Raw genomic sequence first — 6752 nt, 5'->3', positions numbered from 1 at the left:
GGCGCAGCGCCCACAGCCCCCCAAGGCGTGCGCACGGGCCGGGGCATGCTGTCACCTTCTGGTTCCATGGCCATTTGCCGGCCCGTGCGCACGCCTTGGGGGGCTGTGGGCGCTGCGCCTTGGCAGGCACGCGGGGGGTGAGAAAACGGCACGTCGCGCCGGGGCGTGGCGCACGGGTTTGACAGTAGCACGGATCGCCCGTTGATGCACACCACCGTGTCGCCGGGCCGCTGCCAGGCCGCTGCCAGGTGCGCGCTGGTCGGGCATCATGTCGGCATGTCTTCCTGGATCGATACGCACTGCCACCTGGACGCCGCAGAGTTCGCCGCCGACCGCGACACGGTGCGTGCGCAGGCAGCGGCCGTGGGCGTGGCGCATTGCGTGATTCCGGCGGTAGAGCGTGCCAACTGGGATGCCGTGCGCCAGCTGGCGCACCGCCATGGCGACAGCTACGCCCTGGGCATTCACCCGCTCTACACCGCGCGGGCGGCCGATGCCGACCTGGCGCTGCTGGCCCAGGCGCTGGAGCAGCACCACCCCGACCCGCGCCTGGTGGCCATCGGCGAAATCGGGCTGGATTTTTTTGCCGATGGACTGGACCCCGCGCGGCAGGAGCAGTTTTACCGTGCGCAACTGCAGCTGGCGCGCCGGTTCGATCTGCCGGTGGTCCTGCATGTGCGCCGCTCGGCAGACAAGCTGCTCAAGGGCCTGCGCGACGTTGCCGTGCCGGGCGGCATCGCCCATGCCTTCAATGGCAGCCTGCAGCAGGCGCAGGCTTTCATTGCACTGGGCTTCAAGCTGGGGTTTGGCGGTGCGGTGACCTATGACCGTGCGCTGCAATTGCGCCGGCTGGCGGCTGAGTTGCCCGCATCGGCCCTGGTGCTGGAAACCGACGCGCCCGACATTCCGCCGCACTGGCTTTACACCCCGGCCGAACAGCGTGCCGCCGGACAACCCCAGGGGCGCAACGCGCCGGCCGAGCTGCCGCGCATCGCCGAGGTGGTGGCGGGCCTGCGCGGCATGCCTGTGGCGGAACTGGCGCGCAGCACCTCCGCAAACGCCTGTGCGGCGCTGCCGCGCCTGGCCGGGCTGGTGCAAAAAGTTTGAGGTGTTTTTGGCGTGTAGCGCTTGTCAGATAAGCGCGAGCAGCTATTTATTTGATAGTTGCCGGATTGCCCACTAGGTTTCACGACAGAATCAGACCATGAAGGAAAACAAGGCGGCTGTGGCCCGCCCCACCCGACCCCGCGATGTGCCCAGCCCGCTGCTGCCGCCCGGCGGCGAGCGCCTCACGGGCTTGGCGCCCGTGGTGTCCGACCGTACGGTGGTGCTGGTGCTGGGCAGCTTTCCGGGAGCGGCCTCCTTGCGGGCGGGGCAATACTATGCGCACCCGCAAAACCATTTCTGGCGCATTGTGCAGGCGCTCTGGCCGCAGCACCCGCTGCCGGACGGGCAAGACTATGGCCTGCGCTGCGACTGGTTGTTGGCGCGGGGCCTGGGCCTGTGGGACGTGTACGCCAGCTGCGAGCGGGTGGGCAGCCTGGACACCCGCATCCGCAATGCGCAGGTCAACGACTTTGCGAGCCTGCGTGCGCGCTGCCCCCGGCTGGCGGCCATCGCCCACAATGGCGGGGAGAGCTTCAAGCATGCGCGCAGCACGGCGTTGCTGGGGGTGCCGGTGCACCGGCTGCCGTCGACCAGCCCGGCCAACGCCTCCTGGAGTTTTGATCGTAAATTGACCGCCTGGGCCGACCTGCTGGCCCGGCATGGATTGGTGTGAATGGCCCGCAATAAAAAAACCGCGATAGAACTGCCCGAAGTGAGTGTCTCCGACGATGGCGAGGTGCGCCACCTGCACCTGGGAACCCCGTGGATCCAGGGCTCCATGCGCGTGGCCGAGCCGTTCGAGATCGAGCTGCAGTATGTGCAGCGCATGATGGCCTGGCTGCTGTTTGTCGAGCCCGCCAGTGTCACCAAGCGCCATGCCATGCAACTGGGGCTGGGGGCCGGGGCCATCACCAAGTTCTGCCACAAGAAACTGCGCCTGTGCACCACGGCCATCGAGCTCAACCCCCAGGTGCTGGCGGTGTGCCGCCAGTGGTTCAAGCTGCCGCCCGACGGCCCCAAGCTGCGCGTGGTGCTGGCCGACGCGGCCGAGGAAATCCGCAATCCGATGTGGCAGGGCACCGTGGATGCCCTGGCGGTTGATCTGTACGACCATGAGGCCGCGGCGCCGGTGCTCGACAGCCCCGACTTTTATGCCGACTGCCGCGCCCTGCTGACCGAGGACGGCTGCATGACCGTCAACCTGTTTGGCCGCGCGTCGAGCTTTGAGCGCAGCCTCAAGAGCATGGCCAGCGCCTTTGGCGAAGACGCGCTGTGGGCCTTCAAGCCCACCCGCGAGGGCAACACCGTGGTGCTGGCGCAGCGCACGCCCAGCCGGCCCAAACGCACCGAGCTGGCAGCGCGGGCCGAGGCCATCCAGGCGCGCTGGGATCTGCCCTCTGCCAAGTGGCTGCGCGTGTTCAAACCCGTTGTGGACTGATCGTCCGCAGCCGCGCGCCGAGCCATTGCACCGTTTCCCAAGGCCCCTGATGAAAACCCTCCCCGAAACCCCCGCGCCTGCTGCGCCTGCGATCCATGTCGGTCCGCTGGACTGGCGCCGCATGGTGGACTGGTTGCGCTCCGATGGCGTGATATCGCTGGAAGAAGCCCAGCGCACCATTGCGCGCTGCTCGCAGGCCGAAAGCTCGCAGCATCCGCTGGTGCGGCTGGCCAGCGTGTCCATGGCGCGCGCCAGCGACGGCAAGCCGCTCGATATCGAAGCACTTACCGAATACCTGGCCAAGCGCGCGGGCCTGCAATACCTGCGCATCGACCCGCTCAAGGTGGACGTGGGCCGCGTGGCCGACAGCATGAGCGCCCAGTATGCCGAGCGCCACAAGGTGCTGCCGGTGCAGGTGACGGCCAAGGAGGTGGTGGTGGCCACGGCCGAGCCCTTCATTGACGACTGGGTGGCCGAGGTGGAGCGCCAGTCGCGCCGCGCGGTGCGTCGCGTGGTGGCCAGCCCGCAGGATATTCACCGCTACACGGCCGAGTTCTTTGCGCTGGCCAAGTCGGTGCGCGCGGCGCAGAAGGCGGGCGGCAACTCGGGTGGCAGCAGTTTTGAGCAGCTGGTGGAGCTGGGCAAAAGCAACAAGCAGCTCGATGCCAACGACCAGGGCGTGGTCAAGGTGGTGGACTGGCTGTGGCAATACGCGTTTGACCAGCGCGCCAGCGACATCCACCTGGAGCCGCGCCGCGAGCAGGGCGTGATCCGCTTTCGCATCGACGGCGTGCTGCACCCCGTCTACCAGATGCCCATGGGCGTGCACAACGCCATGGTGTCGCGCATCAAGCTGCTGGGCCGCATCGACGTGGTGGAAAAGCGCCGCCCGCAGGACGGCCGCATCAAGACCCGCAACCAGCGCGGCGACGAGGTGGAAATGCGCCTGTCCACGCTGCCCACGGCGTTTGGCGAAAAGATGGTGATGCGGATTTTTGACCCCGACAACACCGTCAAGAATCTGGATGCCCTGGGCTTTGCGCCGCACGACGCGCAGCGCTGGGAGCAGCTCGTCAAGCGCCCGCACGGCATCATCCTGGTGACCGGGCCCACCGGCTCGGGCAAGACCACCACGCTGTATGCCACCTTGAAGCGCGTGGCCACCGAAGAGGTCAACGTGAGCACGGTGGAAGACCCGATCGAAATGATCGAGCCCAGCTTCAACCAGACGCAGGTGCAGCCGCAGCTCGACTTCAACTTTGCCGAAGGCCTGCGTGCGCTGATGCGCCAGGACCCGGACATCATCATGGTGGGCGAAATTCGCGACCTGGAAACCGCCGAGATGGCCATCCAGGCGGCGCTCACGGGGCATCTGGTGTTCTCCACCCTGCACACCAACGATGCGCCCAGTGCCATCACCCGCTTGATGGAGCTGGGTGTGCCGTCTTACCTGATCAATGCCACGCTGCTCGGTGTGCTGGCCCAGCGCCTGGTGCGCACGCTGTGCAAGCAGTGCAAGCAGCCCGACACCTCGGCTGCGCCCGAGGCGCTGGCCGAGGTGGTCAAGCCCTGGAAGCTCTCGGGCACTTACCAGCCGTTCAAGGCCGTGGGCTGCGTGGATTGCCGCATGGGGGGCTTTCTGGGGCGCATGGGGCTGTACGAGCTGCTCACGGTGAGCGAGGCGCTCAAGGACAAGATCACCCAGGCGCCATCGATCGACGTGCTGCGCCGCCAGGCCGTGGCCGACGGCATGCGTCCCCTGCGCCTGGCTGGCGCCCTGCGCGTGGCCGAAGGGCTGACCACGCTCGATGAGGTGGTGGCAGGGACCCCGCCGCTCGAATGACCCGGGGGGGTGGCCGCTGCGCCCCTTCTTGGCACGGCAAAGCACGACAAGGCTAGGCGCGGCGGCGGTGCCCGGGTGTAGGTGGAATCCACATCGCTGGGGGCCTGTATTCCCAGCACAATCGCGATGTCGAGATTCCGCCAAGGAGACATTCGTGAAAATCAAGAGTCAAAAAGACTTTTTTGCCGGCCTCATGTTCATGGGCATCGGCGTGGCCTTCGCCTGGGGCGCCACAACCTACAACGTGGGCAACGGCGCCCGCATGGGCCCGGGCTATTTCCCGCTGATGCTGGGCATCCTGCTGGCACTGATTGGCAGCGTGATCGCCTTCAAGGCCACCGTGGTGGAAACCGTGGACGGTGAAAAGATCGGCAAGTGGGCCTGGAAGCCGCTGTTCTTCATTCTGGCCGCCAACTTTGCCTTCGGCATTTTGCTGGCCGGCCTGCCCAGCATGGGTATTCCCGCCATGGGCCTGATCGTCGGCATCTATGCGCTGACTTTCATTGCCAGCCTGGCGGGCAATGAGTTCCATGCGAAGTCGGTTTTTGTGCTTGCCACGGTGCTCGCCGTGGGCAGCTATGTGGCATTCGTCTGGGCGCTGAAGCTTCAGTTCCCGGTGTGGCCCAGTTTTATTTCCGGTTAAGGCAGGAGCACCCACACCATGGACTTGTTTGACAACCTGGCGCTCGGCTTCGGCGTCGCCTTCACGTTTCAGAACCTCATCTACTGCTTTGTCGGCTGCCTCTTGGGCACGCTGATCGGCGTGTTGCCTGGCATCGGCCCTGTGGCCACCATTGCCATGCTGCTGCCGGCAACCTACGCACTGCCCCCTGTGGCCGCGCTGATCATGCTGGCTGGTATCTACTACGGCGCGCAATACGGCGGCTCGACCACCGCCATTCTGGTGAACCTGCCGGGCGAGTCGTCGTCAGTGGTGACCGTGATCGACGGCTACCAGATGGCACGCAAGGGCCGGGCGGGGCCCGCGTTGGCGGCTGCCGGCCTGGGCTCGTTCTTTGCCGGTTGCGTGGGCACGCTGATTCTGGCGGCCTTCGCGCCTCCGTTGACCGAAGTGGCCTTCAAGTTCGGCCCCGCCGAATACTTCTCGCTGATGACCCTGGGCCTGATCGGCGCGGTGGTGCTGGCCTCGGGCTCGCTGCTCAAGGCGGTGGGCATGATCGTGCTGGGCCTGCTGATGGGCCTGGTGGGTACCGACGTGAATTCGGGCGTGGCCCGTTTCAGCTTCGATATTCCTGAGCTGACCGACGGCATCGGCTTCGTGACCATTGCCATGGGCGTGTTTGGCTACGGCGAAATCATTGCCAACCTCTCGCGTCCTGAAGAAGACCGCGAAGTGTTCACTGCCAAGGTGGAAGGCCTGTTCCCCACCAAGGAAGACTTCAAGCGCATGCTGCCCGCCGTGATCCGCGGTACGGCGCTGGGTTCTGCCCTGGGTATCCTGCCCGGCGGCGGTGCCCTGCTGTCGGCTTTTGCTGCCTACACCATTGAAAAGAAAACCAAGCTGCACCCCGGCGAAGTGCCCTTTGGCCAAGGCAACATCCGTGGCGTGGCGGCTCCCGAGGCCGCCAACAATGCTGGTTCGCAAACCTCGTTCATCCCGCTGCTCACGCTGGGCATTCCGCCCAACGCCGTGATGGCGCTGATGGTGGGTGCCATGACGATCCACAACATCCAGCCCGGCCCGCAGGTGATGACCAGCAACCCCGAGCTGTTCTGGGGCCTGATCGCCTCGATGTGGATCGGCAACGCCATGCTGATCATTTTGAACCTGCCGCTGATCGGCATCTGGATCAAACTGCTCACGGTGCCTTACCGCTGGCTGTTCCCCTCCATCGTGCTGTTCTGTGCGGTGGGCGTGTATTCCACCAACAACAACACGTGGGATATCTGGATGGTGGGTCTCTTTGGCCTGGTGGGTTACATCTTTCACAAGCTGGGCACCGAACCCGCGCCCCTGCTGCTCGGTTTCATCCTGGGCCCGATGATGGAAGAAAACCTGCGCCGCGCCCTGCTGCTCTCGCGTGGCGACTGGAGCGTGTTTGTCACGCGTCCGCTGTCGGCCGGTCTGCTGGCGGCCGCTGCCCTGCTGCTCATCATCGTGCTGCTGCCTGCCGTGAAGAACAAGCGCGAAGAGGCCTTCGTCGAAGACTGACCCAACGCCCCGGTCCCGCAGCGCGGGACCCGGCTGCAAGCACAACGGCACCCTCGGGTGCCGTTGTTTTTTGGCAAGATGGTTCGGCAAAACGGTGCAACGCCCGGTACACAATGGCGCACCGAGGACCGCATGCCACCACCCAACCGCCCCACGCAGCACCCGCACCGGGCCATGCTGCACAACGAGAT

Annotated in this window: 6 protein-coding genes; all 6 read left to right on the top strand. The window is 65.9% G+C overall.

Annotated elements, in window-relative coordinates; translation table 11 throughout:
* The first annotated feature begins 276 nt into the window (after positions 1–276).
* The 6 genes from DTW89_RS18330 to DTW89_RS18305 all read left to right on the top strand — a co-directional run bounded on the left by DTW89_RS18330 (position 277) and on the right by DTW89_RS18305 (position 6561).
* Entirely contained in the window at positions 277–1107 is an 831-nt protein-coding gene (locus DTW89_RS18330) for a TatD family hydrolase (RefSeq protein WP_114656981.1), read from the top strand.
* 97 nt (positions 1108–1204) lie between these two features.
* On the top strand, positions 1205–1780 hold the full coding sequence (locus DTW89_RS18325) for a DNA-deoxyinosine glycosylase (protein ID WP_114656980.1): 576 nt from the start codon (positions 1205–1207) through the stop codon (positions 1778–1780).
* Complete coding sequence (locus tag DTW89_RS18320; protein ID WP_114656979.1) at positions 1781–2545, top strand: spermidine synthase; 765 nt, start codon at positions 1781–1783, stop codon at positions 2543–2545.
* Between the two features lie 49 nt (positions 2546–2594).
* Positions 2595–4388, top strand: a complete 1794-nt coding sequence (locus DTW89_RS18315) for a GspE/PulE family protein (protein WP_114656978.1) — start codon at positions 2595–2597, stop codon at positions 4386–4388.
* Positions 4389–4542: 154 nt separating this feature from the next.
* Positions 4543–5031 carry a tripartite tricarboxylate transporter TctB family protein gene (locus DTW89_RS18310; protein WP_114656977.1) on the top strand — a complete coding sequence of 163 codons (489 nt, stop codon included), beginning with the start codon at positions 4543–4545 and terminating at the stop codon, positions 5029–5031.
* Positions 5032–5049: 18 nt separating this feature from the next.
* Complete coding sequence (locus DTW89_RS18305; RefSeq protein ID WP_114656976.1) at positions 5050–6561, top strand: tripartite tricarboxylate transporter permease; 1512 nt, start codon at positions 5050–5052, stop codon at positions 6559–6561.
* Positions 6562–6752: the final 191 nt, after the last annotated feature.

Origin of the sequence: Acidovorax sp. BoFeN1 (assembly GCF_003345135.1) — a bacterium.
In the GTDB taxonomy this organism is placed as follows: domain Bacteria; phylum Pseudomonadota; class Gammaproteobacteria; order Burkholderiales; family Burkholderiaceae_C; genus Acidovorax; species Acidovorax defluvii.
The sequence above is the reverse complement of the archived record's forward strand: the minus strand, read 5'-3'. Positions and strand labels throughout refer to the sequence as shown.